23 protein-coding genes are annotated in these 23620 nt (G+C 45.0%); 10 read left to right on the plus strand and 13 right to left on the minus strand.

Annotation, left to right across the window (positions count from 1 at the left end; translation table 11 throughout):
• Positions 1-172: 172 nt before the first annotated feature.
• The 4 genes from ACNAZ4_RS03895 to ACNAZ4_RS03910 form a co-directional block, all read right to left on the minus strand.
• Entirely contained in the window at positions 173-970 is a 798-nt protein-coding gene (locus ACNAZ4_RS03895) for an enoyl-CoA hydratase (RefSeq protein ID WP_415812856.1), read from the minus strand.
• A gap of 197 nt (positions 971-1167) precedes the next feature.
• On the minus strand, positions 1168-2676 hold the full coding sequence (locus tag ACNAZ4_RS03900) for a coproporphyrinogen III oxidase (RefSeq protein WP_415812857.1): 1509 nt from the start codon (positions 2674-2676) through the stop codon (positions 1168-1170).
• 346 nt (positions 2677-3022) lie between these two features.
• Positions 3023-3895 carry a Cof-type HAD-IIB family hydrolase gene (locus ACNAZ4_RS03905; RefSeq protein ID WP_415812858.1) on the minus strand — a complete coding sequence of 291 codons (873 nt, stop codon included), beginning with the start codon at positions 3893-3895 and terminating at the stop codon, positions 3023-3025.
• Between the two features lie 308 nt (positions 3896-4203).
• Positions 4204-4563 carry a YlbF/YmcA family competence regulator gene (locus tag ACNAZ4_RS03910; RefSeq protein WP_415812859.1) on the minus strand — a complete coding sequence of 120 codons (360 nt, stop codon included), beginning with the start codon at positions 4561-4563 and terminating at the stop codon, positions 4204-4206.
• A gap of 203 nt (positions 4564-4766) precedes the next feature.
• On the opposite strand from ACNAZ4_RS03910, the gene ACNAZ4_RS03915 reads away from it, so the two are divergent.
• The 6 genes from ACNAZ4_RS03915 to ACNAZ4_RS03940 all read left to right on the plus strand — a co-directional run bounded on the left by ACNAZ4_RS03915 (position 4767) and on the right by ACNAZ4_RS03940 (position 10051).
• A complete protein-coding gene (locus tag ACNAZ4_RS03915; RefSeq protein ID WP_415812860.1) occupies positions 4767-5870 on the plus strand; it encodes a YheC/YheD family endospore coat-associated protein in 1104 nt (367 codons plus the stop codon).
• 19 nt (positions 5871-5889) lie between these two features.
• Entirely contained in the window at positions 5890-6975 is a 1086-nt protein-coding gene (locus ACNAZ4_RS03920; RefSeq protein WP_415812861.1) for a YheC/YheD family endospore coat-associated protein, read from the plus strand.
• Positions 6972-8339 (plus strand): YheC/YheD family endospore coat-associated protein, encoded by a 1368-nt coding sequence (locus ACNAZ4_RS03925; RefSeq protein WP_415812862.1) that lies wholly within the window; start codon positions 6972-6974, stop codon positions 8337-8339. Before ACNAZ4_RS03920 ends, ACNAZ4_RS03925 begins: the two co-directional genes overlap by 4 nt.
• Positions 8336-9526, plus strand: coding sequence for a YheC/YheD family endospore coat-associated protein (locus ACNAZ4_RS03930; RefSeq protein ID WP_415812863.1), 1191 nt, complete (start codon positions 8336-8338; stop codon positions 9524-9526). The genes ACNAZ4_RS03925 and ACNAZ4_RS03930 overlap by 4 nt, the downstream gene beginning before the upstream one ends.
• A 66-nt stretch (positions 9527-9592) precedes the next feature.
• Positions 9593-9805: a YheE family protein gene (locus ACNAZ4_RS03935; protein WP_415812864.1), complete on the plus strand. Its 213-nt coding sequence runs from the start codon at positions 9593-9595 to the stop codon at positions 9803-9805.
• 60 nt (positions 9806-9865) lie between these two features.
• Positions 9866-10051 (plus strand): hypothetical protein, encoded by a 186-nt coding sequence (locus ACNAZ4_RS03940; RefSeq protein WP_415812865.1) that lies wholly within the window; start codon positions 9866-9868, stop codon positions 10049-10051.
• 312 nt (positions 10052-10363) lie between these two features.
• Here the strand turns inward: ACNAZ4_RS03940 and ACNAZ4_RS03945 are convergent, their stop codons facing one another.
• Complete coding sequence (locus tag ACNAZ4_RS03945) at positions 10364-10624, minus strand: metal-sensitive transcriptional regulator (RefSeq protein ID WP_079507876.1); 261 nt, start codon at positions 10622-10624, stop codon at positions 10364-10366.
• 165 nt (positions 10625-10789) lie between these two features.
• Here ACNAZ4_RS03945 and ACNAZ4_RS03950 point away from each other — a divergent pair, with 165 nt between their 5' ends.
• Positions 10790-11689 carry a PucR family transcriptional regulator gene (locus tag ACNAZ4_RS03950; protein WP_415812866.1) on the plus strand — a complete coding sequence of 300 codons (900 nt, stop codon included), beginning with the start codon at positions 10790-10792 and terminating at the stop codon, positions 11687-11689.
• Between the two features lie 125 nt (positions 11690-11814).
• Positions 11815-12915, plus strand: coding sequence for an ABC transporter ATP-binding protein (locus ACNAZ4_RS03955; RefSeq protein ID WP_415812867.1), 1101 nt, complete (start codon positions 11815-11817; stop codon positions 12913-12915).
• A 52-nt stretch (positions 12916-12967) separates the two neighbouring features.
• Here ACNAZ4_RS03955 and ACNAZ4_RS03960 read toward each other — a convergent pair whose 3' ends face one another.
• Complete coding sequence (locus ACNAZ4_RS03960; RefSeq protein ID WP_415812868.1) at positions 12968-13210, minus strand: hypothetical protein; 243 nt, start codon at positions 13208-13210, stop codon at positions 12968-12970.
• Between the two features lie 358 nt (positions 13211-13568).
• Here ACNAZ4_RS03960 and ACNAZ4_RS03965 point away from each other — a divergent pair, with 358 nt between their 5' ends.
• The gene (locus tag ACNAZ4_RS03965) at positions 13569-13772 is read left to right on the plus strand and encodes an alpha/beta-type small acid-soluble spore protein (RefSeq protein ID WP_023615428.1); all 204 of its coding nucleotides are present in this window, start codon (positions 13569-13571) and stop codon (positions 13770-13772) included.
• Between the two features lie 125 nt (positions 13773-13897).
• On the opposite strand, the gene fumC is transcribed toward ACNAZ4_RS03965, so the two are convergent.
• The 7 genes from fumC to ACNAZ4_RS04000 all read right to left on the minus strand — a co-directional run bounded on the left by fumC (position 13898) and on the right by ACNAZ4_RS04000 (position 22664).
• Entirely contained in the window at positions 13898-15277 is a 1380-nt protein-coding gene (gene fumC / locus ACNAZ4_RS03970; RefSeq protein WP_415812870.1) for a class II fumarate hydratase, read from the minus strand.
• A 441-nt stretch (positions 15278-15718) separates the two neighbouring features.
• The gene (locus ACNAZ4_RS03975; RefSeq protein ID WP_415812871.1) at positions 15719-17722 is read right to left on the minus strand and encodes an ABC transporter ATP-binding protein; all 2004 of its coding nucleotides are present in this window, start codon (positions 17720-17722) and stop codon (positions 15719-15721) included.
• Entirely contained in the window at positions 17719-19476 is a 1758-nt protein-coding gene (locus ACNAZ4_RS03980; protein ID WP_415812872.1) for an ABC transporter ATP-binding protein, read from the minus strand. Before ACNAZ4_RS03980 ends, ACNAZ4_RS03975 begins: the two co-directional genes overlap by 4 nt.
• 702 nt (positions 19477-20178) lie before the next feature.
• Positions 20179-20385 carry a sigma-Y antisigma factor component gene (locus tag ACNAZ4_RS03985; RefSeq protein WP_415812873.1) on the minus strand — a complete coding sequence of 69 codons (207 nt, stop codon included), beginning with the start codon at positions 20383-20385 and terminating at the stop codon, positions 20179-20181.
• A complete protein-coding gene (locus ACNAZ4_RS03990; protein ID WP_415812874.1) occupies positions 20385-20729 on the minus strand; it encodes a YxlC family protein in 345 nt (114 codons plus the stop codon). Before ACNAZ4_RS03990 ends, ACNAZ4_RS03985 begins: the two co-directional genes overlap by 1 nt.
• Positions 20695-21246, minus strand: coding sequence for an RNA polymerase sigma factor SigY (gene sigY, locus ACNAZ4_RS03995; RefSeq protein WP_415812875.1), 552 nt, complete (start codon positions 21244-21246; stop codon positions 20695-20697). The genes ACNAZ4_RS03990 and sigY overlap by 35 nt, the downstream gene beginning before the upstream one ends.
• Before the next feature lie 137 nt (positions 21247-21383).
• Complete coding sequence (locus tag ACNAZ4_RS04000; RefSeq protein ID WP_415812876.1) at positions 21384-22664, minus strand: MFS transporter; 1281 nt, start codon at positions 22662-22664, stop codon at positions 21384-21386.
• A 534-nt stretch (positions 22665-23198) separates the two neighbouring features.
• Between ACNAZ4_RS04000 and ACNAZ4_RS04005 the strand changes: the two genes are divergently transcribed.
• Positions 23199-23474 (plus strand): HPr family phosphocarrier protein, encoded by a 276-nt coding sequence (locus ACNAZ4_RS04005; protein ID WP_415812877.1) that lies wholly within the window; start codon positions 23199-23201, stop codon positions 23472-23474.
• Positions 23475-23620 lie beyond the last annotated feature (146 nt).

Here is a 23620-nt window from a genome sequence, read left to right on the forward strand (position 1 = left end):
AGCTAGCCTAGCGTCTCGAGCTGCTCAAAGCTAACGCTTATCGCAAGATACTCGAGGAAGTTTATTCAGGGGAGAAAACTGGCTAGGCGCTGGAGCTGGACAATTCTCGAAGTGAAATCTATACAACCTTAGATCATAAGAAAAGCGAAGAGGACATTTCCTCTTCGCTTTTTTATTTACCTTTGAAGTTTGGCTTTCTCTTTTCGAGGAACGCTTTAATGCCTTCTTGATGATCTTCTGTCTGGCGCATTTTAAATTGGCCATACTTTTCCAACTCAAGAATTTTCAGAAGTGAAGGGCGGTTTTTTTCGGCAAGGATTTTCTTGGTTTTGATCATTGCCTGTACCGGTTTGTTCAGCCATTCCTCTACTTTCTGGTCGACCGCTGTTTTAAAATCATCTTCCGGTACTGCATCAACGAGCCCGAGACTGAGTGCCTCTGTGGCTGATAGCGTCTTGCCATCCCAAATCATCTGCTTCGCCTTTGTTTCTCCGAGCCTTTCTTCCATGAAGAAGTGGCCTCCGCCATCAGGAATCAAGCCAATGCCAATAAAGTTCATCGCAATCTTGCTAGACGGCTCTGCGATAATGTAGTCTGACGCAAGCGCAAGGCTGAAGCCCAGGCCAGCCGCAGCACCTGTTACAGCGCTGATTGTTAACTTTGGCATGCTATACAGGGTGACAATCATGTCGTGGATATCGTCCATCACATGGTAGAAATCGCTTTCATTTGCATTCGAAAGCATGGTTTTGATATCCCCGCCAGCCGAAAACGCACGGCCTGCACCTTTTATCACCACGATATCGATTTCATCCGATTTGCAGATTTCTTTCAGGTTCATCGTGATTCCCCGGATCATTTCCACATCCAGTGCGTTCAGTGAATCGGGCCTGTTCAATTCCAGGACAGCTACACACCCGTCAATTCCTAATTTTACAGTGTCCGTTGAAAATTCAATCGCCACCTTCATCCCCTCCAATAGTCCGTATATATTCATTATATAGGGAGATGTTATATTTAAAAACCTTTTTCTTACTATTTAGACTTTTTAAAGAAATGCACTGGTCCAGCTGATGAATTTTGAATTTCCCAGGCCGCTGAATTAGTTACTCCTTACATCAACAAGCCGAAAAAAGCTCCCGAAAGTATATCCGGGAGCTTTTCATGTTAAATTTTCGCTTTGTTGAACAAGGAATCAAGAATTTCAATCTTTTTGTCAGCATATTCTTCAAAGCTGTCGTTATATGACTTCGGATCCTTCGGGTTTGAAAACTGGGTGATCACGCCTGTATCCGGATCGATGAATTTGCTGGAAGCGCCGCAGCCCAGACCGATGATCGTCTGCTGTTCCTCCATGATGATGATATTGTACAGGCTTTCCTGCCCGGCGAAAGCATAGCCCACATTCTCCAGATTCCCGAGAATATTCTTTTGCCTGTAAAGATAATATGGCACATAGTCATGCTCCTGGGTCCATGTTTCCGCCATGCTCATCATTTTTTCGATTTCAATGCGGTCTGCAACCTTATATTTCTGTTTGTTCCTTGTCATCTCGGATGCCCTTTTAAAAGAAAGGGTATGGACTGTCAGAGATTCTGGCATCAGTTTCTTTGTTTCTGCCAGTGTATGGGCGAATTCCTCCGTTCCCTCACCTGGAAGGCCGATGATCAGATCCATATTGATATTGTTCATTCCCATTTCGCGGGCGAGATGGAATTTATCAATCGTTTCTTCCACAGTATGATGGCGGCCAATCGCCTTCAACGTTTCCTGGATGTATGACTGTGGATTGATGCTGATGCGGTCGATGTTCCATTTTTTCAGGACTTCCAGTTTTTCAGGAGTAATAGTATCTGGACGTCCGGCTTCCACCGTTACTTCCCTGATATTCTGCACATCCGGGAAGGATTGCTGGACCTCTTCATAGAGCATGTCCATTTCTTCCGCTGTAATTGATGTCGGCGTACCGCCTCCATAATAAACAGTCGTGATCTTGATGTCATTCTTCTTCAGCCAGTCGCCGATTTGGCGAATTTCATAGTGCAGACCGCCAAGGAACGAATCGACTGATCCCTGGCGTCCGTTGATTGCGTATGCCGGGAATGTGCAATAGGCACATTTGGTCGGGCAGAACGGGATGCCGATATAGATGCTGACACCATTTTTCAGATTGTACAGATCAGGAAGAACAGCCAGCTGGCGGTCAACGATATCCTGCATGAGCTTGATTTTTTCATCAGAAATCAGGTACTGCTCCTTCAGCTCTTTATGGGCCGTTTCCTGCTCCGTCCCTTCACGAAGTTTCTTGTGCAAGAGCTTCGTCGGCCGGACACCGGTGAGGATTCCCCACTTCTGGATGATACCTGTCCAGTCCTGCAGCACTTTCAGATAAGCTCTCGAGACAACTGTTTTAAGCAGCTTGAATTCCTCTTTTTCGGTTAGGCCTGCTGGATTTTCCTTATCCGCCTGCGCAGCAAAAACGTCTCCATCCTTTGTGGCCAGCACTGCTCTTACAATGGTGGTCTTTTCAGTATGAACCTCAAATTCTATTACCGCGTCAACTTCCGAACCTGCTTCACCCAGGATCACTTCTGATTCCTCGAAAAAAAGATTCGCTATCAATCCCAGCGGGCGCTGGAACCTTTCATCATCAATACCTTTTATATGAATTCTCATGTATTATCACCTTTTCAATTAAACATGCTTCAATAAGTGTAATAGAATTAGGCTCTTTTCTCAAACTTTGTTGCTATTGCCTACAATATAAAATTAAATTACTTAAGATTATTCACACAATTAACGCTTATTATGAGAAAAGAGCTTGCAAACTTAGTACCGACATACAAAATGGCTATCATCCCGTTAAAATCGGCTTTAGGATTTTAACAACAATCTTTCCGAAAACAGCCTAGAATTATGATTCACAGGTCAAGGCAGTGCAAAAGCTACCAGTTTTCCTCCTCTGACAAAAATACAACAAAAGCATGCCTGATTTATTCGAACTCAGGCATGCTTACGATTTTTACATTTTGATAATATTCATTTTTCGCAGGAACTCGATTGGCTGCTGTTTGCGGAAGTGTTCCTTTACCATGTAACTGACGCCGTGCTGGTTATTGGAGCGGGTTACCCAGTCTGCAGCCTTTTTCACTTCTGGAGATGCATTCCACATCGCGACGCCCAGGCCGCACGCTTCGATCATTTCTATATCATCGGTTCCATCCCCGATCGCCACCATTTCTTTCAATGGGATTCCCAGATGCTCACCCAGCTGGATCAGGCCGTTCAACTTGGAAACACCTTCTGGCATGATATCGAGTCGGTAGTCATTCAGCCTGGAAAGTGAGACTTCTGAAAACATCCCGTTTATTGCCTGCTGTGCATCTGCGAGGTCATCTTCATACTCGAAGTATACCTCGATCTTTGGCGGCGACACAGGATCATTGACAAGGGTTTCACTGATAGAATCAGTGAATTGCTGTGAGTAGAAAATCGGATCACCTGAAGTGAATACCGTTTTTGCCAGCAGGTTGTGATTCAATTTATATTTATTAGCCAGCGAAAACTTTTCGTGGACCAAGCGGATCTGGCACGGAAAGCTTTCGAGGAACCTGACAAGCTGGAAAGTGACATCCTCTGGGATCCTTTTTTCAAATACAGGGTCACTGCGAAGATCGTGCGAAATATAGGATCCAAGATGTGTTACGAGCAATGAATTTATTTTCAGCGCTTTTGCCACTTTTTTGGCTGATGGAAAGCTTCTGGATGTTACTAGAGTCACGTAGACTCCTTTTTGCTGGACGTACTCGATCGCATCCCTGGTGGATTTATGGAGCCTCCCATTTGATTGGAGAATCGTGCCATCCACGTTAAGCGCAAGAAGACGGTAAATCATGTTTATGCCCCCATTTCTTCGGTGTTTTTGTCCTTATTTAACTTGTATGATAGAAACCGCAAGAATAGAACAAGGGGGTAAATAGTAATAAAAAGCGCAAGCGCCTTGTTCAGCCCCCGACAAGCGCTGGAGGGCCTGACAGTGAAGTTGTTCTTTGACTTCATTGGCAGGACCGAAGCGTCTCGAGGGGCTAGGCGCTGGAGCTGGATTAAGACTCCCAAATGTACTTATCCACACAAAAATACTTTTATAATCTCATCAACAGTAAAAAAACTCCCTGCCATTACCGGCCGGGAGTTCCTTCAATCTTATTGCTGCTGGTTTGGATTTCCGTAAAGCTCTTCAAGAGGCTTCATGATGATCTTGTTAAGCTCGGCGATGACCATGCTCATTCTTTGCTCTGCTTCCATAAGCTTGGAAATAAGTTCATGCTGCTGGACCAATGCAACCGTCTTTTGCGCCTGTTCTACCTCTTCCTGTGTGATTTCCTGTCCAGTCATTTGCTTTTCCTGAAGCTGCAGCTGGATATTGCGGAAGTTCTCAAACATTGTTTTTGCCGATGGGTCGTTGTTCACAGCATCATAAAGTCGTCTCAATTCGGTGTATTCCGTACTGTTCCTGATTGCTTTTTCTAATTCGTAGGCTGAATCGTAAAGATTGACTGCCATTCAAATCACTCCTTCTCCGTTAAACGCTCCACTACACTATAACAAACTATGTTACTCAATGCCAAAAGTTCAGGTTATCAGGAAACTTCCCACCTGATGAAAATCACCAATAATCACCACTATTCATAACATGCTATATGTGTGTTTGCCTATTTTACAATAGGCTGTTTCCATAAGCGGCCTAAAGAAAATGAGGAGAAGCTATGACGCCAGCTAAATTTGAAGGCCAATCAACACAGCCCGTCATCGCTTTGCTGACTGAAATAAAAGAAGACAGCGGACCGGACTTCGGCAAGGTCCATTCCTTTTGCGAAGAGCTCCACCAGGGGATTTCGGAATCAGGTGGAAGCTTCTATGTTTTTTCACTGAAAGGCTTTTCTGAAGATGGAGTCGAGGGCTTTTTTTACGATCAGGATGCCGAGGAATGGAAAAAAGGATCCCTCCCCTTACCTGATGTCATCTACAACCGGGTCTCTTCCCGCAGAACTGAATTCAGCAAAGGATTTAAGGGTTTTTTAAATAAATTGGATGCTCTGGGAATAAAGATATTTAATCATCGTTTTCTTTCCAAGTGGGAAATCCATGAATTTTTAATGATAGAGGACCATTTGCAGTCCTTCATACCGGAAACACATCTTTACAGCGAAAGTACGCTCGAAAAAATGCTTCAGCAGTATGATGAGCTCTACATCAAGCCTGTACATGGAAGCCAGGGGCGCAATATTATCCAGCTCATCAAGGCAGACGGCATGATCCATGCCTCATTGTCCTCGCTGCCGTCAAAAGATTTACCTTCGTATCAACAGGTCAGCGAACTGGCTCGCTCTATTGCACCTTTGGTGGAAAAAAGGCTTTGCATCATCCAGCAAGGGTTGCAGCTGTCAGAGTTGAATGGCCGTACCATGGATTTCCGGGTTCTCTGCCACAAAAATGCCCAGCAGTTCTGGAAGGTGACATCGATCGTAGCCAGGGTTTCAGCTGAACAGTTCTTTGTTTCCAATATTGCGCGCGGCGGCGAAGTCATGAAGCCTGCCTACACGCTGGCCTTGATTTTCGGGAAAGAACAGGCCCGCCATCAACTCGCACTGATGAAAGAGCTGGCGCTTGAAACCGCCGAAACCATCAGCCGGCATGCCGAAGGACACCATGCAGAGCTTGGGATCGATATTGGGATCGACATTAAAGGAAGCTTGTGGCTGATTGAAGCCAACTCCAAACCCTCCAAGAATTTTGAGGAGCGCGGCTCAAAAATCAGACCTTCAACTAAGGCCATTATTGACCATTGCTATGGACTATGTCGGCCTTAGCCCAAAAGGAGATATGCAGATGATTTCATTTGGAATGATGTCACGATCACTGAAAAGTGAAACAACTTATTTTACCGAGATTGCCAGACGGGCGAATCCAGACACTTTCACCTGCTTCAGGTTTTCTCCGGCAAAAATCCATCCGATTACCGAAGTCGTGGCCGGAGAGAAATTCGACCACAAAAAAGGAAAGTGGGTAAAGGCAGAGTTCCCTCTGCCGATGATGATTTATGACCGTTGTTTTTATGGTAATGACCTTGAATCGAAGCAGTCCATGGCCATCGTGAAATGGCTAAAAAACCGGAAGGATATTACCTTCCTGGGAAATGGACTGCCAAATAAATGGACCATTTATGAGGTCCTCTCCAGGTCCGCACTGGCTCCCTATATCCCAGAGACCATCCTTGCGGCCAGCGGAAAAGCTGTAATCGCGCAGCTGAAAAAGTGGAATGTTGCAATCTTAAAACCTGTTTTCGGTTCTGGCGGCGCCGGAATCTATAAAATTAAAAATTCCGGCAGAAAATTTACGATCTCTGCAGATGCTGATGGCAGATTGGCAGAGAAAGAATTTCTATCGAGCAGTGAGACAGAGGCCTGGCTGGACAGACTTTGCAGTAATAACGAATACATGATGCAGCCTTATCTCGAACTCTCAGATTCTGAAAACTGCCCTTTTGATATCAGAGTGCTGCTGCAAAAGGACTGGGAAGACAAATGGCTCCTTCGAGGAAAGGGCATACGCCGCGGCCATAAGGATGGCATCCTGTCAAACCTGGCTGCAGGCGCTGGAATCCAGACATTCGAAGAATATGCAGGTTCGCTGGATCTCCGAACTAGGAAATTCATCTCATTTGAATTAGACGAAATCATCTCGATGCTGCCGGGCATCCTTGAAGCATCCTTCCCAAGGTTATTCGAGCTGGGCATCGATATTGGAGTCTCGAAAGACAAAGCGCTATGGGTGCTAGATACGAATTCAAAGCCTGGCAGAAAAGTCATCTCCTCAGTCAATCCGGACCTGAGGGAAGTTCTCTACAAAGCACCGCTGGAATATGCCTTGTCACTTACAGAAAACCTGCCAGAAAGAGAGGGACAGCATTTATGAGAAAAAAATATCCTGTTGAAATCATCACCCACTCCAAGCAGCTTGTCTTCATCCCTGCCGACCTTCCCAATAGTAAAGACATCAGAAGGGTTGCTTTTGGCAATAAGCTGCTGGATGTCACAGTCGCTCCACATCCAAAAGGGAGAAAAGTGATCGTCCTCAGCAATGATGTGCAGAAGGAGCTCTCCATGCCGGATTTGTCGGTTCCGCTCCATGTTTTCATTGACCAGCAAACGCTGTTTATCGGTCCGCTGATTGGCATCCTCACTTCAGGTTTCACACCCTACCCTTTGAGGCCAATCGGAGAACGGTCGATGTTCTTCGCAAAGCTGCTCTCGGTCAATAAAACAGTCGGCGCCCTTCCGTTTGTTTTTGGCGAGGAACATATCGACTGGGAACAAGGATTGATTGACGGGTATTTCTTCGTGGATGGCGAATGGTTAAGAATAAAAGTTCCTTTCCCGAATGTCGTGTACGACCGCCTTCCAAACAGGAAGACAGAGAGAAAATCCGAGCTGCGCAGCTTAAAAGCGAGAATGCAGACTGATTATCTGATCCCATGGTATAACCCTGGCTTCTTCAGCAAGCTAGACGTATTCGAACGGCTGCAGCAGGATGAAAGAGCCGTCGAGTACCTGCCTGAAACACATCAATTCTCTTCTTTTTCTGTTATTGAAAGGATGCTTTCAAACTATGGAAATGTCTATGTCAAACCAGCAAATGGGAGCCTTGGCCTGGGAATCCACCAAATCCTGTTTGACAAACATAACGGACATTATTATTGCCGATACCGGGACCAGGAAGGGGTCAACAAGTTAACGAAGTTTGACAGTCTTGAAAAGCTGATGAAGAAGGTCTTTTACAAGCGCAACCTATCACATATGATCGTCCAGCAGGGCATCAGCCTGCTGAGGTCCGAAAAACGGCTGATCGACTTCAGGGTGCATACAAATAAAGATGAATACGGACAGTGGCAGGTGGCGGCGATTGCCGCAAAAATTGCTGGCCAGGGAAGTGTCACGACTCACGTGAACAACGGCGGCATTGTAAAATCACTTGATGAGTTATTCGAGGACCAGGAAGAACGGAAGTCCTGTGAAAAGAAACTCACGGAGGCATCGCTGATCCTTAGCTCTATTTTAGAAAAAAACATGGAAGGGATCATAGGCGAGATTGGTTTTGATCTGGGGATGGATAAGTCAGGAAAGGTATGGCTGTTCGAAGCAAACTCAAAACCAGGCCGATCGATTTTCAAGCACCCGAAGCTGAAGAATTTCGATCTGCTCACCCGAAAGCTCTCCCTTTCCTTTGGCATATTTTTAGCGGAAAAAGCCATTACAGCTCCTGAGGATCTTTTCCAATGAATCTCCGCTATCATACCGAATCAAAGGAATGGACCTATGAAGCCAAAGCTGAGGAAAACATCAGCTTTGGCTTTAATAAAATCAAAATCAGATCCACCCCTTCAAGCTCTGTCCCACAGCACACCCACCGGTTCACATTAAAAAACAAGCAGGGTAATCTCGGCCCGCTCGTTGGAATCATGACCTCCATGAACAAAAACATGTCACTCGCAGGCAATGGTTCACTTTTCAAATCACTGCAGGAGGCGCTGGTGAAACGTAACGGAATGGCTGTTGTTTTCCCCCCAGAAACAGTCGTTAAGGATGGCCTTACTGGGCTCACACTTTTGCCTGAAGCCAATAAATGGATTTCAGTAAAGACGCCGCTGCCCCATCTTGTCTTTAATCGCGTGCCATTTCGAAAGGGTGAACAGCAGCCGGCTTTCAAAGACGCGGTGAATTATCTGTCAGCAATGGGGATCCCTTTTTTCAACCCGTCCTTCATCAACAAAAACAAGCTGTACACCATTTTCGCGAGACACCGAAAACTTAGGCAGCTAATGCCTGAAAGCATTGCCGTTAAGACGATGATCCAACTGGCAGCATTCCTTGAAAAGCATCAGGGGATCTATCTGAAGCCTGCCTCTTCCTCAAAGGGCATCGGGATTTTCCGGCTGCGGCAAACGCACGGGCAAATCGAGTTTGAGAGCCATTCCCATCGCCATGTTTATCCCGGAATGAAGGAATTCTGGAAGGCAAAATCGAAACAGCTGTTAACACACGATTATATCGCCCAAAAAGAGATCAAGGCAGCAGCTATCGGCGGCAAGCGGTTCGATTTCCGCGTCCATGCGCACGATGGACTGAATGGTTATGAAGTAACAGGCATCGGCATCCGCCAATCAGAGAAACAAGACTTGACCACACACGTGCCGAATGGCGGAGTATTTCTGCCATACATTCAAGTGAGAAATCCGCGGCATGATGCATTTTTCGCCTGGGCCGTAAAGGAAATCGGACAGCTGCTGACAGAAGAATTGGGCTATTTCGGTGAATTCTCCCTCGATGCCGGGCTCACTGAAGAAGGAGAATATGCCATTTTTGAAGTGAACTCAAAACCAATGAGCTTTGATGAATCGCAAATTGAAGAAAAAAGAATCATGGCACTGGCGGATTTATATTTTCGAAAAACCGGATTTTCTGATTGATCCCCCTCCCCTGTCCTCTATTGCTATATAATAGTAGTAATGACAATCGAACAGGAGGGAATCGAAGTGATCACTCATTTCCAATTCAAGACATTATTCGAAAATAAAGAAATGCCCGGCTGGCATTTTTCCTTTTATTATAAAAAACAGAAGTTCACGGGAATCTATCATCAGAACGGGGATATTCAATGGACTTCCGAACAGCCTTTGGACACGGATCTCGACCAGGTGAAGGAACAGGTCCATGAGCTGATGCTTTTCCATGTGTATGACAAATAATCTGTATGTTTCTGGATTCTTTCCGGCATTCTAAGCGTAAAAGCTTTGAAGGAGGACAACATGAATCATAAGGATGAAAAAAAGTTCATCGAGGACCTGCAATATGAGGGACGTGACAAAGCCTATGTCGATGTTGACAGGATGATCAACGAAGGGATGGCAGGCGGGACTGTCCATCGATTGGACGATACCCCTAATATCGGGGAAAGCCATGAACTTCCCCTTGAAGATCCGCCTAATAAGTAGGGAAGAACAAAAAGCGCAAGCGCCTTGTTCAGCCCCGACAAGCGCTGGAGGGCCTGACAGTGAAGTCGTTCTTTGACTTCATTGACAGGACCGAAACGTCTCGAGGAGTTAGGAGCCGCAGCTAGCCAAGCGTCTCGAGCTGCTCAAAGCTAACGCTTATCGCAAGATACTCGAGGAAGTTTATTCAGGGGAGAAAACTGGCTAGGCGCTGGAGCTGGATTAAGACTCCCATATGTAGCATCCATACAAGAATGCTTTTATATTTACCTATACAAAAAAAAGACACCACATCCTAAAAAGGATGCTGGTGTCTTATCTGCTTTTAACAATCATATTGACTGCATCTTTGATCGCTTCGTCGGCTTCTTTGCCTTCCTTTGCTGCTTCAGTGATGCATGATTCCAAGTTCTTTGCCACGATGAAACCAATCGCACGGTCTACTGCCGAACGGACTGCCGATAATTGTGTAACAACATCCTTGCAGTGGTTTTCTTCTTCCATCATGCGTATAACGCCTCGAACTTGGCCTTCCAAACGCTTCAAGCGATTTTTCATCTCTGGTGTGTATTCCAATTCCCTGCACCTCTCTCTTACGGTACCCCGTATTGTATCTATTATACCAATATTTTTTCCTTTTTTCTACCAGTTTATCCCGTGAGTGAATTCACAATTAAAAGCCACACCTGTTATAATAAAAGATATGTCAGCTTTTATCAAACTAAATCTGAGGATACTTATATGATTAATAAAATATTAGCTTATTTTCCTGATTCTGTCACGCACAATCATTTTCCAGAACATCCATCACTTGACTTTCACTTGTTCCAACAAAACAGTCCTGAACCATTGTGGATCAGCATCCCAAAGGAACATATTTCGGAAGATCAACTCGACTTGCTTAAGAATCTGCTTCAATATATTAAAACTGAACCTGACACTGTCCTTTCTGGCAAAGCACTTGCGTGGAATGATTTTCTTTTCCGTGAAGGAGCGATACCGGCGGCTGCTAGTGACGAAGTCCGTTTCATCCAATTCCAGCTCCAGGCAGCACACATTGAAACAGCAGAAATCAATGAAGCATTGCAGGGCTTTTTCCCTGACCATACTATTCTCTGGATGAAGGACTCCTATGGGATGATCATTGAAGAAAAGAAGGAAATCATCGAAGAAATGGACGAGCTTCAATCGATTTCTTCCACATTCGAAAGCGACTTCTTCATAAAAATCTCTTTTTATATCGGAAAATTCCAGACAATTTCCCGGCAGCTCCCAGACTTCTTCACAAAAGAGAAGCAGGTATTCCAGGAATTAACGGAACTGACGAATCGCAGCGATGTTTTCACCTTTGAAAAAGCCTTTCCGATGCTTTTGTCAACCCAGCTCCCGGATCATTTACAGGATATTCTCTCTCATTCGATCCTCGAGGCATTTGGAGAGGACAAAGAGTTGATGGTGACCATCAAAACGTTCCTGGAAAGCAATTCAAATGTCTCCCTCGCAGCTAAAAAATTGTATGTACACCGTAATACCCTTCAGTACAGATTGGAGAAGTTCACCGAAAAAACCGGAGTCCAGCTGAAGGATTTTGATGCAGCCATCGTTGTTTATCTTGCCGGCCTTTATAAAGAAATGGGATGATTTCGTCGCTTTGAACAAATTGCATAAAAGGGCTTTCATTTTTTTGTGCATCCTGCTGATGATTAATGGATGGCCTTTTCGCTAAACTGTTCTTGTAGACAAACATTCAGGGAGGCTTTAAAAAAATGGCCGAGTTAAAATTAGACAATATTTATAAAATTTATGATAACAAAGTAACTGCAGTAGAAGATTTCAATCTGCACATTGAAGACAAGGAATTCATCGTATTCGTTGGCCCATCTGGCTGTGGTAAATCGACTACACTTCGTATGATTGCTGGTCTTGAGGAAATCTCAAAGGGCGATTTCTATATCGACGGAAAGCGAGTGAACGACGTTCCTCCTAAAGACCGTGACATCGCGATGGTTTTCCAGAACTACGCTCTATATCCGCATATGACTGTATATGATAACATGGCATTCGGATTGAAGCTTCGCAAGTTCCCGAAGGATGAAATCGACCGCCGCGTTAAAGAGGCAGCAAAGATTCTTGGTCTTGAACCTTACCTGGACCGCAAGCCAAAAGCACTTTCTGGCGGTCAGCGCCAGCGTGTTGCATTAGGCCGTGCGATTGTCCGAGACGCAAAGGTATTCTTGATGGACGAACCATTATCAAACCTTGATGCAAAACTTCGTGTACAGATGCGTGCTGAAATTGCCAAGCTTCACCGCCGTCTGGATACAACAACTATTTACGTAACACATGACCAGACTGAAGCGATGACAATGGCCACACGCCTGGTAGTCATGAAAGACGGCATCATCCAGCAGGTTGGAGCACCAAAAGAAGTTTATGAAAATCCAGAAAACGTCTTCGTTGGCGGATTCATCGGATCTCCATCCATGAACTTCTTCACTGGAAAGCTTGAAGAAGGAAAGTTCACAATGAACAGTTCCTCAATCGCCGTTCCAGAAGGAAAAATGAAAGTTCTTCGTGCACAAGGATATGTAGGCAAAGACATCATTCTCGGCGTAAGACCTGAAGACCTGCACGACGAGCCAGTATTCATCGATGCTTCACAGGGAGCTACAATCAAAGCAACGGTTGAAGTTTCAGAATTGACTGGTGCAGAAACAATGATTTACTCACAATTAGAAGGCCAGGATTTCGTAGCACGTGTGGATTCCCGCACAGATGTAACTCCAGGTCAGGTGATTGAATTGGCATTCGATATGAACAAGGTTCACTTCTTCGATGCAGAAACAGAAGTAAGGATCCGTCCATAATAGGTGAAAAAGCAACCATTGCGGTTGCTTTTTTTGCTTTCTTCTCCATGGATCATTCTTTGATCAAAAACACCTGGCTTGCTCCGCAGCTTGGACATTTGAACAAGTGCGGGCATTCCTCCTCTGCATAATCAGCAGGATATCCATCTTCGAGCTTCATTTGATCAATTGGCATATACGGACTGTAGTCATCATAAAAGTCTGCTTCCCTCCCGCTGTTCTCCATGCTGCCGCTGCAGCTTGCACATGGCAGAGTGACGTTCCTGAAGCCATTGCAAATCGGGCACATCCCCATCCTTTTTCCTTCCTTTCTCCTGTATCGATAACCATAGTTTGTGTTGATTAAAATTGGTTATGTAGGGCGATAACAATGGTATTAATTACCTTTATTGATCAGCGCATAAACTTTTTGAAACAAAACATACTAGTTATTAATAAAGCAGCAACAAAGAAAAAAACGCAGCTCAAGCAACGAATAAAGACATTGGGTTAAGCCTAGAAGGCAGCTATGACGCGCGCCGGTGCAATTCCGGCTAGCCCATCCAAATTCCTCATCATGGGTTAAACCCAGGCGGCATGGCAAAAGCCATGATTGGTTCGACTCCAATACTAACCCAAATACAACTCTGAAAAACACAAAGGAGGAAATATTAATGGCTAGTAGTAACAACTCTAATCAATTATTAGTTCCTGGTGTTCAACAAGCTCTTGATCAAATGAAGTACGAAATCGCAACAGAATTTGGCGTACAGCTTGGCGGCGAAACAACTTCTCGTGCTAACGGTTCAGTTGGTGGAGAAATCACTAAGCGCCTTGTGCAAATGGCTGAGCAACAACTTGGCGGATCTGCACGCTAAATTGCATTAAACAATAAAATAAGAATGGCTAAGGCCCCCTTCATCAGGGGGCCTTTACAATTGTCCAGTCCAATGACTTTGTCTTCCCATATTGGCACCCTGGAGAGCGCCCAAGTGGAAAAACATCAAATCATTTTTTCAGGCTTGACCCACTCATCATATTGCTCTGATGTTAAATATCCTGTCTTGATAGCCGCTTCCTTCAAGGTTGTGTTTTCCTTGAAAGCAAGCTTGGCGATTTCTGCTGCTTTTTCATAGCCAATATGCGGGTTCAAGGATGTGACAAGCATGAGAGAGCGGTGAACATGGCCAGCAATCACGTCCAGATTCGCTTCAATTCCTTCTGCACAGTTATCATTGAAAGATCGCATTCCATCTGCCAGCAGTCTTGCGCTTTGCAGGAAGTTATAGATGATGACAGGCTTGAATACATTCAACTCAAAATTACCCTGACTCGCGGCAAATCCGACTGTTGAATCATTCCCGAAAACCTGGGTTGCCACCATAGTCAATGCTTCACTTTGCGTTGGATTGACTTTGCCGGGCATGATGGAGCTGCCTGGTTCATTCGCCGGTATCGAGAGCTCGCCAATCCCGCTTCTCGGGCCGCTGGCTAGCCAACGCACATCATTGGCAATTTTCATCAAGTCTGCTGCCAGACCCTTTAAAGCTCCATGAAGGAAGACGATTTCGTCATGGGAAGTAAGCGCCTGGAATTTGTTCGGTGAAGTACGGAATGCTTCGCCAGTCTGGTCGGCAAGCTGGCTCGCTACCTGGTCACCAAAGTCCTTCGCTGCATTGATTCCTGTTCCGACAGCCGTCCCGCCTATGGCCAGATCCCTCACATACTTGAGACCGTCCCCGATCATTTGTTCATCTTTTTCAAGCATCGCTCTCCATCCGCTAATTTCCTGACCCAATGTCAATGGAGTCGCATCTTGGAGATGGGTCCTGCCGATTTTGATGATTTCATTGAATTCCTGTTCCTTTTTCTTCAGCGTCCCCCTCAGGAGCTCCAGTGCAGGCAATACTTCAGCACTCACCTTTTTTACCGCGGCGATATGCATCGCTGTCGGGAATGTATCGTTCGAACTCTGCGACATATTCACATCATCATTCGGATGGACCTTCTCCTCCTCCTGCTGTTCCGCAAGCAGTTCGTTCGCTCTCCTGGCGACTACTTCATTGACATTCATATTAGATTGAGTTCCGCTTCCCGTCTGCCATACGACCAGCGGAAAATGCGTATCGAATTGCCCGGCAAGAATTTCATCACAGGCCTTCTCGATCGCCTTTGCTTTTGTTTCTGTTAACTTTCCAGAAGCAGCATTCACCCTGGCTGCCGCTTTCTTCACCTCGGCAAAAGCATAAATGACTTCTATTGGCATTTTTTCTGTACCAATCTTGAAATTCTGTTTGCTTCGCTGAGTTTGTGCGCCCCAGTATTTATCTGATGGCACCTTGATTTCGCCTATTGTGTCCTTTTCAATCCGATACTCTGACAAAAATATCCCTCCTCAATCTAATTATTAACTTATCTAAGCATTTAAAACATTTTCGCTTTCAGGATACCTTTTTTACAGCTTGAATGACAGAAAAGTGCATGTAAGCAGACGAAAAAAGCGGAAGCAGTCATCAAGTGCTGCTTCCGCTTTTCATTATGTCTATTTTCCCCTCAGGTTATGCTTTATAGATTGCATATCCGATATAATAGCCCAGGATCATGATGCTCGCGATGCTTAAGGTTACTGTGAATTCCGCCATCTAAACAACCTCCTGAAATTAATATGATTATTATTAAATTACCACAGGAAAACCACAGTCAACGGACCGGTTTCGCAACATTCTGTGACAAAAACAGGAAACATAGTGAGGTAACGCACAGGGTGTTTGCAGTTGAGCACGTATAAAAATCCACACCCATTTTATTGAGTGTGGATTCCTTTTTAACCTGCCTTGACTTTGTTCCCAAGCTGCAGCTGGTACATTTGAAAATATTTCCCTTTCAGTTCCATCAGCTGATCATGATTGCCTTTTTCGACAATCCGGCCGCGATCCAGCACCAGGATTTGGTCCGCATTGCGGATCGTCGACAGCCTGTGGGCAATGATGAAGGTCGTTCTCCCTTCCTTCAGGACATCCATCGCTTCCTGGATGATTGCTTCGGTCTCGGTATCGATGCTTGAGGTTGCCTCATCAAGGATCAGGATCGCCGGATCGAAAGCCAGGGCCCTGGCAAAAGAGATCAATTGTCTTTGCCCGCTTGAAAGTGTACTCCCCTTCTCGATGACCGGCTCATCATACCCATTTTCAAGGTTTTTCAGGACTCGGTCAGCTCCGACACTTTGCAGTGCTTCTTCGACGGCTTCCCGGGAAATATCGGGATGATCAAGGCTGACATTGGAAGCGATTGTCCCTGTGAAGAGGAACGGATCCTGCAGGACAATGCCCATATGCTTTCTCAGTGTCTGCCTTGGCATTTCGGAAATGTCCTTCCCGTCGATCAGGATTTTACCTTCCTGGGGATCATAGAATCGGAACAGCAGGTTCATGATTGAACTCTTGCCTGACCCTGTATGGCCGACGAGAGCGACAGTCTCCCCCTGTTTCGCTTCGAAACTGAGATCCTTCAAAACATATTCGCATTCCTTATAGGCGAAGGATACTTGATCGAAGGTCACATTTCCTTTATAGCGGGTAATCTCTTTTTCACTGACATCGATTCCTTCCTCATCCATCAGTTTGAAAACTCTCTCCCCGGCAACCAGTGCCTGCTCAAGGTTGGCCAATTGATTTACGATTCCCTGGACAGGATTGAAAAGCCTGTTGATATAATCGACGAACGCATATAGCATACCCAGTGAAATAGCAGATGAAGGCTGCAGGGCCTCACCGCCGAAATACCAGATAAACGCGACGAAGACAGTATTTCTTAACACCGCGACAAGATTATGGGAAGTTGAAGAATTCAGGCTCAGCAGCTTATTTTGATAGGTGAAATGTTCTTTATTGAGTTTCTCAAAATCCTGCTGCGTTTCTTTTTCACGTCCGAACGCCTGGATGATGCTCATCCCCTGTATCGATTCATTGATCACTCCATTGATGTCGCTAACCCGGGAGCGGATCACATGATTGTATTTCGATGCATATTTGCGGTACAGTTTTGCCCAGACAAACAGAACAGGCAATAACAGCAAACAGATGGCCGCAAGCTTCGCATTCAGGATGAACAAGGCAATATAGATGCCGGTGATATAAATGAAACTTGTAAAGAACGTGGACAGGACGGTTACGTACAGTTCACGTATCGCCTCTGTATCGTTCGTGATCCTGGCGACGACCTTTCCAGCGGGCAGGTTATCAAAATAACGGATCGGCAGCCGCTGGATCTGCCGGAAAACATCCTCTCTCAGCTTCTGGATGATCCGGTTGGCCGACTTTTGCAAATAGAATCTCTGGCCATACTGGAAAATTGCCGCAATCACCAGCAGACCGAAATAAAAGGACAGCAGCTTAATGATTTGCGGGATTTCTGGCCGGTAAAAAGCCATTAGTTCCTCACCAGACAGCAGTTTCGCTTCATATTGAGCTGCCCTTGAACCTTTATTGATCGTCAAAAGACCCTCATCATAGCTTCGGCTGCCATCGAATTCAATCTCTGAATCAACAAACACAAAGTTTCTGCCTACCTGAAGAATTTGAGCAGAGTCACTTTCTCCCTCAACTTCTTCTTTTGTGTAAAAGTTGTCTTTATACTTTACAGCTCCGCTGCCTGTGTCCGTCTTGTGCCAGACCGATTCAATCCCAAGGATATGGTGGTCGATCATCCGCTTGGCGATGAACGGGCCGGCAAGATCAGCGACGACAGCGACAGTCAGCATCGCAAGCGCTATTAAAATGATCTTTTTATAATTTAAAGCATATTGGAACAGTCTTTTTCCTGTACTCATACGGAGTGCACCTCCTCTTCGACTGCCTCTGCCTGCTGCATGATATATTGAGTGTAATACCAGCCCTGGGCCGCCATCAATTGTTCATGCGTACCCTCCTCCAAGATTCTCCCGTCTTCAAGGACGACGATATGGTCGGCATGCTCCACAGCAGACAATCGATGCGTGGTGATGATTGTTGTTTTGGCATTCCGCTCTTTGCGGATATTATCAATGATCTTCTTTTCGGTTTTGGCATCGACTGCCGAAAGCGAGTCATCAAGAATCAGGATTTCCGGATCCTTGATCAAAGCGCGTGCAATCGAAATCCGCTGTTTTTGCCCCCCTGAAAGCGCGACTCCCTTTTCACCGACAAGAGTTTCCAAACCTTCTGGCAGCATTTCGAGATCCTTACGGAAAGCTGCCAAATCGATGATATCCTGCAAATCCTTTTCAGTGGCCATCGGATTTCCGAACAGGATATTTTCTTTGACTGAACGGGAAAAAAGGATGTTTTCCTGTGGGACATACCCCATCCAGCTCCTTGTCTGCCTGAGGCTATGTTCCTGGATTGGCACACCGGACACAAGCAGGTTCCCACTGCCTTCAGGATATTCCCTGAGCAGCTGTTTGATCAAAGTCGTTTTGCCGCTGCCTGTCTTGCCGACGACACCGAGCGTTTGGCCGCGATTCAGATGCAGCTTGATTTGATCTAGATTGTTCACTTTAGAAGAAGGATATTTGAATGTTAACTCAGACATCTGTAAAAATTCTGGTTCATTGCCCTCCACCGGCTTAACCGGATCAGCAACGTCTTCCTTGTAGGACAATGTTTCATTAAGGCGGTCTAGTGAAGCGTTGCCGCGCTGCATGACATTGATCAGTTCACCTATTGCGAACATCGGCCAGATGAGCATGCCCAAATAAACATTAAAACTCACCAGCTCCCCCAGCGTGAGTTTCTGCTGGAAGACGAGGAATGCTCCGTATCCGAGGCCAATTAGATAGCTCAGCCCGACAAGGATTTTGATCGTAGGTTCAAACAATGAATCAATTTTTGCCACTTCTACATTTTTGTGATAGACATCTTCCGTCAACTCGTGGAATTTGGACTCATCCGCTTTTTCCTGCACATAGGCCCTGATGACCCTGACACCTGAAACGGATTCAAGAACCCTGTCATTCAGCTCTCCGAAAGCATCCTGGGCAGACGTGAACTTGGAATGAATCCTTTTCCCATAAATATTGATCAGATAGGCCATGAATGGCAGCGGGATAATCGAGACAAGCGTCAACTCCCAGCTGATGAAAATGCCCATCGTGAGCAGAATGGTCAGCATAAAAATGCTTGAATCGACCAGAGTCAAGACGCCAAAACCGGCCGTGATTGAAATGGCCTTCAAATCATTCGTCGCCCTTGCCATCAAGTCACCTGTCCGGTTCTTTTCAAAAAACGTCGGAGTCATCTTCAGCATATGCTTCATGAAACGGCTCCTCAGCTTCCGTTCAATCAGGAAGGCCCCGCCGAATAACTGATACATCCAAATATACGTTATGAAATATGAGACCACCGTAATCAGCGCCAGCGCGCCAATATACTTTAATATCACTGACTTGTTGATTGAGCCAAGCTGGATGGAATCAATCGCCATCCCGACGATTTTTGGCGGAAGTACATCAAGTACGCCGACAAAAATAAGCAAGGTAATCGCAACACTATATCTCTTCCAGTTTTCCTTGAAAAACCAGCTTAACTTTTTTAATACTGATAACATGATCAATCACTCTCCTCTCCTCGAAAAGCGCAAGCGGCTTGATCAGCCCCGACAAGCGCTGGAGGGCCGACCGGTGAAGTCGATCTTTGACTTCATTGGGCGGACCGAAACCGAAATGTGTAGCCGACTGTCCAGAAACGCAGAAACTGGAGACTCCGACAAAGAAGCGCTTTTTGCTTCTGCCGACGGAGTTGAAGTTTCGGAGTTTCTAGGAGGCGTAACCAGACAAGCGACACGAGGGGCTAGACGCTGGAGCTGGACATTTCTCGGAATAAAATTCAACCGCTAAATTACTCAAAAAAAACAGGCTAGCCGCTTTCCAGATGTTCCTCTTTTACTAATTTCTTAACATTTGCGTTTGCCATTTTGTTTCCTCCTCATAGTGTTTTTTGAATGGAAGCCTTGTCAGCAAAAAAAAAGACATATCGCGGCATGCGATATGTCCTCTCTCACAGGATAAAGACAGAAAAAGGCACACGTCACGCTAATGCGCAACCCATGCCTTCTGCTTCATAGAAAAGTGATTAACAAGTCAATTATCGTAAAAGGATGGGTTACAGATATTCAATTGTTTGTAGCTTGCGATTTTTACAATGTTCATGTCAGTAACCCTCCTTTTAGTTATATTTTCCATTCCTTTGTAAGGTTATCACCTTAATGGCAATCATGTCAATTCTAACTTTTCGGTATTTTTCATCATTTTTAATGGTTTCCAGATTTCCTGCGCGAAATCTTTCGTACAAACAACATGTAAAAAAGCAGCGGCATTGGTGCCTGGATCAGTCCCAAAATCCCCCATAGCCAATAATTATGGCCATGCTTACGGGCATTGGTAAACAGAAAAATGCTCTGGATCAATAAGATTGATACAACGACAGCAATCATGAGTGGGGACAGTTCCTCGTTCATCAGCTGCCCACCTGCTTCTGCATTCCTTTATAGCCAGAAAAAGCAGCGACAGCCACTGTAATTGTCTGGAGCAAATAGAACAATACCGGCACTTCCAGCATGGTGAAGATGACCATCGCAAGAATCAGCCCGGCACATAATATGAACCACGTCAGCTCCCGGAGGAACTTCCTTCTTTGAACTTCCTGCTGATTCAGCACCATTTGCTCAAACCACTTTTCATCAGGAGTATAAGGGTCCACGGAATCCAATTTGTCCAGCCCATTATGAATTGCGCTGATGGTTTCAAAAAATTCCTGATCCATTTGCTCATCGTTTGACGAGATTCCCTTTTGATTTTTCATCTACTTTCAGCTCCCTTCTAACGGCTAAAAGCCCGTGGTGGACTCTAGACTTTGCAGTACCAGCGGCGATTTTTAAGATTTCACCTATTTCATCATATGAATACCCATAATAATGCTTAAGAATAAGAGGAATCCTCATTTCATCCGTGAGTTTGGATAATGCCGCCAAGGCGTCTGTCCATTCCTCATTCCTGGATTCCATATGCCATTGAAGCTTGCGAGATGCCGCTTCCCCATCATTCCACTCTCTTTCGCGCTTTTTCTTCCGATGCTGGTCGATATACATATTTGTTGCAATGCTGATGAGCCATGATGAGAACTTTGATTTTCCATTGAATAAGTGAAGCTTTTCCACACATTTCGCCATTGTCGCCTGTGCTAACTCTTCCGCAAGATCAGGATTCATCGTGATTTTCATCAGATATTTTACCAGCAGGGGATAATGATTCCTGAACAGCACAGCAAACGAACGGTGGTCACCTTTTTTCGCTTCAATGATTAACTCCATTTCATCCATAAAAGCATGCCTCGCTTTCCCCGCCACCCCAAAAAATTTTCTCTATCTATTATAATTTATTTATAAGACGGCTGAAGTAAAGATTCGTTCAAAAAAGTTTTTTTTGGCAAAAAAAAAAGCCCGCAAAGGACTTTCCACTAAACTCCCGATTCTGCTGCGGTCTGTTCGACTCCCGCGTTCGTTCCATCTGCGAGTTTTGGCAAAGCAATCATATAAAATATGCCAACTAATACCAGGCAGCCGCCAACTATCCAATAAAGCATTTCGATTGTCAGCAAAACCGGGAAGCTATAGGCAATGAAAGCAAGCGTCAGCGACTGGGACAGCATGGTCAACGGGCTGATCAGCCCTTGTACCCTGCCCATCATTTTCGGATCGATGATGCTTGGCAGCCATCCGCCAATCCCCACATTTATTAGCGGCAATGCCAATGCCGAGATAAAGAGGATGCCGAGGAAAAGATAGATGTTATTCGGAAGGGAAGCAAGAGCTGTGGAGCTGCCGCTAATAAGAAGCCCCGCCGAAATGAGATGATAGAGTTTAACCTTTTGTGAAAGCAATGAAGCGACGAAGCTGCCAATCAACACACCGATGCCAAACACGAGTCCAATGACAATCGAGTATTGCTCATAAGATTCTGGGGCCAGCTTATACTTCAGGATGAAGATCGGCATGACTGAGAATCCCCCATTGACGATTCCAAAAATGAAGAAGCCAATGATCAGCGTGAACAGCAATTTGCTGCTCAGCACATAGGAGAATCCAAGTTTAAAATCCTTGAGAACCATCTTGATGTTCAGGTCCTTCAGTTTATGTGGACCATTTGGAAGCCTAGCCTCCATCGATACCTCAGCTTTCTGGATCAGCAATGCACTGATGATGAACGATATTGTATCAATCAAGATAGCGCCGTAGATCCCAATTGACCAGTAAGCCAGGACTCCAAGACCATTGCCGAACAGCATGAACAGACTCATGACAAGCTGGTTCAACCCTGCGGCAGTCGTATAATCCTCTTTTTTCAGGATTCCCTGAACCATACCATGCTCAGCCGGGAAAAAGAACTTTTGAATGGCGCTCCTAAAAAAAAGTACCGCAAAGACCAATGGCATCCAGCCAACAAAAATGGCCGCAATCAAAGCAAGCGATAGACCGGCGCTGATATAATCACAATAAACAGCTATCTTTTGCCGGTCCATCCTGTCAGCAAAAACCCCGATCATAAAAAACACTGCCAGCATCGGTAAAGAATACATCAATTCAGTAACCGTCGCATACACAGGCTGGGAACTGAACCGGTCAAGCAAGTAAAACATGAAAGCCGTCAAACCGATCGTACTGCCCATTTGGGACGTGAAGTTTGCCAAAAACAACTTGGTGAAGCTGCCGTTCCTGAAAATATCCGCAAATTTTTTCATAAGTTTTTCTCCTCATAACTCATTTAGTATCTTCATAGTATCGCAACTTCATTGCGGCAAGAATCTTTCTCCTGACCGTTTCATTCTCCTTCTTGAGACGGATTTAATTTGCACCAAGGTCTTATGCTGAAGGAGGTTGGTGTTTTTTTAGGGAAAGTTGTCGCTAGTCGCATTGATTCGGGATTATTGGTTACCTCTTTTTCCTGTTTCTGGTGTTTTCGGGCTCCAATACGGCTTATTGGNTACCTCTTTTTCNTGTTTNTGGNGTTTCAGGNCNCCAATANGGCTCATTGGTTANCTCTTTTTCCTGTTTCTGGTGTTTCGGGTAACCAATACTTATATTTAGCGACATTGCTGCAGTTTCATGAACACGCCCCAATTCTGCAAACATCGCCCATTTTAATCATTAAAGGTTTTCAAGCTGTAAATACAGGGTAATATTCAACTAACCTACTTAAATAGATTAATTAAAGGAGTTAACTATAAATGAAAGAAATTATGTCATCTAATGTTATGGTCCAAAAGAGATTTACAATGAAGAAGATGCTTGAGATTTATCAGGCTGCGAATAAACTGGATTGTATCACTTACTTATACAGCCGTCAGAAGGCTGTTGAGGCTACATCATTGTCCAAACTTGTATCATTCCTGTTGACTGTAGAACCAGATACAACTTTGAAAATCATAATGGAAGGTACAGATGTTGAGCCTCAATTAAACCAGCTCACAAAACTACTAACAAACGAAGCTTCTGTACTTAGGGTAAAACGCAAGCGCCTGATCGAAACTACAGAATCTTTTCAAATATAATCACAGCAACAGAACATACTATAGTCGAGGTGAAGTTTAGTGGTAAGAACAATATTAATGATCGTCGGCGCAATCGTCGTGATCGGTTTCCTATTAAGATTATTATAAGTGATTCCCTAAAAGGGACTGCCAATCGTGTGCAGTCT

It is taken from the genome of Mesobacillus thioparans, assembly GCF_965138835.1.
Lineage (GTDB): Bacteria > Bacillota > Bacilli > Bacillales > Cytobacillaceae > Mesobacillus > Mesobacillus thioparans.